Genomic DNA, 2,551 nt, shown 5'->3' on the forward strand with positions numbered 1-2,551 from the left:
ACAGGGACTATTGAAGCAATATATGCGGATCCTACTGGCGTTGCATGGGATACACTCTATACGGTAGTTGATGCGGCATACTATCCTATTGATATTGTGTCTCGCCCACTTGGTTTTACCACCCATGCAGTTGATAGAACTAATGCACGAATCAACGACGCATTGGGTGCAGCGCAAGAGCTGAAGGTAAACACAGTCGCTAATTGGCAGTGCCGTAACTGGGAAGGACTTGGTAGCAACCTAGCGGCGATCGGGATGGTGGTTAATCCGAGATCGTTAGTTAAAGGGAATGTGACACCGACATACAAAAATTTAGAGCCTGTGATTAAACTTGCTCCGGGTAAAAAAGGCGGGTGGAATAAAACACTGAATAAAGATCTTCAATCGAATGCGATATATAAAGTAGGTAATTACACTTATAGAACGGATGATTTAGGCCGTGTAAAATCAGTTAGTGGAGAGCTTGATTTATCTAAGGTAGATAGGAATACTTATCAGCAAGCGAAAGCGGGTAAATCGCACGGAATCAAAGATGGTTTAATCGACGATGAAGGTGGGCACTTAATTGCTTCTATCTTTAAAGGGCCGGGTGAGCAAATAAACTATGCAGCAATGGATGGCAATTTAAATAAAGGCGCATGGAAGCGTATGGAAAATAAATGGGCTAAAGCCTTAAAAGGCGACCCACCTAAAAAAGTAGAAGTTGAAATCAATGCCATTTATGATGGTGATAGTAAAAGGCCGAGTACTTTTGATGTGTTTTATGAAATAGATGGTGTAGAGAAATTTGTCTCATTTAAAAATAAACCTGAAGGTAAGTTACTATGAGTTTTGATGAAATCTATTTAAGCATAGCTGGAAATATGCTTGAAAACATCCAGTCAAAGGACTGGATAACATCACATATTGATGTTGAATACTATGGTGAGGATGCTTTAGAGATGGGAGGTGGTTTTAAAACTAAAGACAATTTGTTTACATCTTTTAAATTTCGTAAATTTGATAGACGTATCATTAACGATTTTCATCGCTTACATCAAATGACAATAGAAAATAACTTTAGTAAATGGAATAGAGCCAAGTTCACACTGGAACCTACAGGTAAGTTCAATATGGAATTTGAATGGGATCAAGCGTTATTTGATGAAATTGAACGTTTAAATAATGAGTAAACTAAAATAAAGGATAAGCTGAGGCGTATTACCAGAGTGCACCGTGGACAGAACGATCATATTAACTGCAATTGAGTGCTATCAAACTCAAATTAACGCACAAGGATATTACGTTTAATTATGATCGCTACGGTAACCAGATCCTCTCGCGCTCCCAGAGTGCGACCCAGCATCGCTAATTCAATGGGCTTAATCAACTTGTTCAAGTTAACCATCAAGGCCGAACAAGTTTTATGAATACGATGCGCAGGGCGTCGCAGCCGTAAAGTAACCGAGCAAGAAACGGTTGATTTTCTGTGGGATGGTGATCAACTCATTGGCGAATATCAGCAAGGCCAGTACCGTTGATGTTCCTCAAGCAATAGGAACTATGTATTCTTTGCCTAGTGTGGACGGTGGGAGTTCTATAGATAAACATGGGATGGATCAAGTAATTGGTGGTATTGAAGCTCAAAAAGAAGAAGATTTAAATGCTCTTTCAAGTTATATGGATCGTTAATATGTCAAATATTCGTCGTTATTTAAAATCAGTTGCATTATTGATTGCTGGCTTGTTAGGCGCTTGTAATTTAGAGGGAGCAGATCTGGATGCATCAAACTTTTTCCAACCTGAGATGGTTTCGTTACTTCAGGATTTACAAAGAGACAATAAAAAACGCGCTGAGCAAAAAATTGAAAGTGGAGTCTCGCTGAATGTTCATGGGAAAGAGGGCATAACGCCTTTGTTTTGGTTGATTATAAACAAAGATAAACCCGCGATAAAGTTGGCTTTACAGTTAGGAGCTGATCCAAATTTCTCAGACCCTGTTGGGGATACTCCAATAGTGATAGTGGCTGGAGGCAATGATGATGAAATGCTCGAAATTTTATTACAAGCGGGGGCAAACCCAAATAGTTTGGACTCAAATGGTTATCCTACTTTGTTTGCAGCCATAGGAACATCAAACTGGTCACAGATTAAAATGCTAATTAACGCAGGGGCAGATATAAATTTACCAAATAAAAGGAATGTAAATAGTGCTCATCATGCATTATATATAGGTCAATATGAAATTGCTTATTACTTGCTCGAATTAGGAGTAGAACATAACGAGCGGACACCGAGTGGATCAGATATGGCTTGGCGTATTCATAAAAGTTTAAGTGACTTTTTATTGGATCCAGAAACAGACACTTATAAATGGGCTGTGAAAGTCAAGCAACAGTTAATTGATCGCGGTGTGATCTTTCCACCTCCTTCTCCTAAGGAAGTTAGGGCTAAATGGGCAGAGGAAGGGCGAGATAATTAATTATCTCGCTTTCGGTGTGTTGATATCATTAAAACAGAAGGATAAAGCCTTGACATGCTATCAACGCAATTGATTTATAAAGGCTAATAT

Annotated in this window: 4 protein-coding genes; all 4 read left to right on the plus strand. The window is 39.0% G+C overall.

Annotation, left to right across the window (positions count from 1 at the left end; genetic code table 11):
- Positions 1–9: 9 nt before the first annotated feature.
- Entirely contained in the window at positions 10–828 is an 819-nt protein-coding gene (locus ASV53_RS23575) for a DNA/RNA non-specific endonuclease (RefSeq protein WP_239928902.1), read from the plus strand.
- Entirely contained in the window at positions 825–1,172 is a 348-nt protein-coding gene (locus ASV53_RS23580) for an immunity protein YezG family protein (RefSeq protein ID WP_094958937.1), read from the plus strand. Before ASV53_RS23575 ends, ASV53_RS23580 begins: the two co-directional genes overlap by 4 nt.
- 316 nt (positions 1,173–1,488) lie before the next feature.
- Positions 1,489–1,671, plus strand: a complete 183-nt coding sequence (locus tag ASV53_RS23585; protein ID WP_141226311.1) for a hypothetical protein — start codon at positions 1,489–1,491, stop codon at positions 1,669–1,671.
- Position 1,672: 1 nt separating this feature from the next.
- Positions 1,673–2,461 (plus strand): ankyrin repeat domain-containing protein, encoded by a 789-nt coding sequence (locus tag ASV53_RS23590; RefSeq protein WP_094958939.1) that lies wholly within the window; start codon positions 1,673–1,675, stop codon positions 2,459–2,461.
- Positions 2,462–2,551: the final 90 nt, after the last annotated feature.

The sequence above is a fragment of the Photobacterium sanguinicancri genome, assembly GCF_002265265.1.
In the GTDB taxonomy this organism is placed as follows: domain Bacteria; phylum Pseudomonadota; class Gammaproteobacteria; order Enterobacterales; family Vibrionaceae; genus Photobacterium; species Photobacterium sanguinicancri.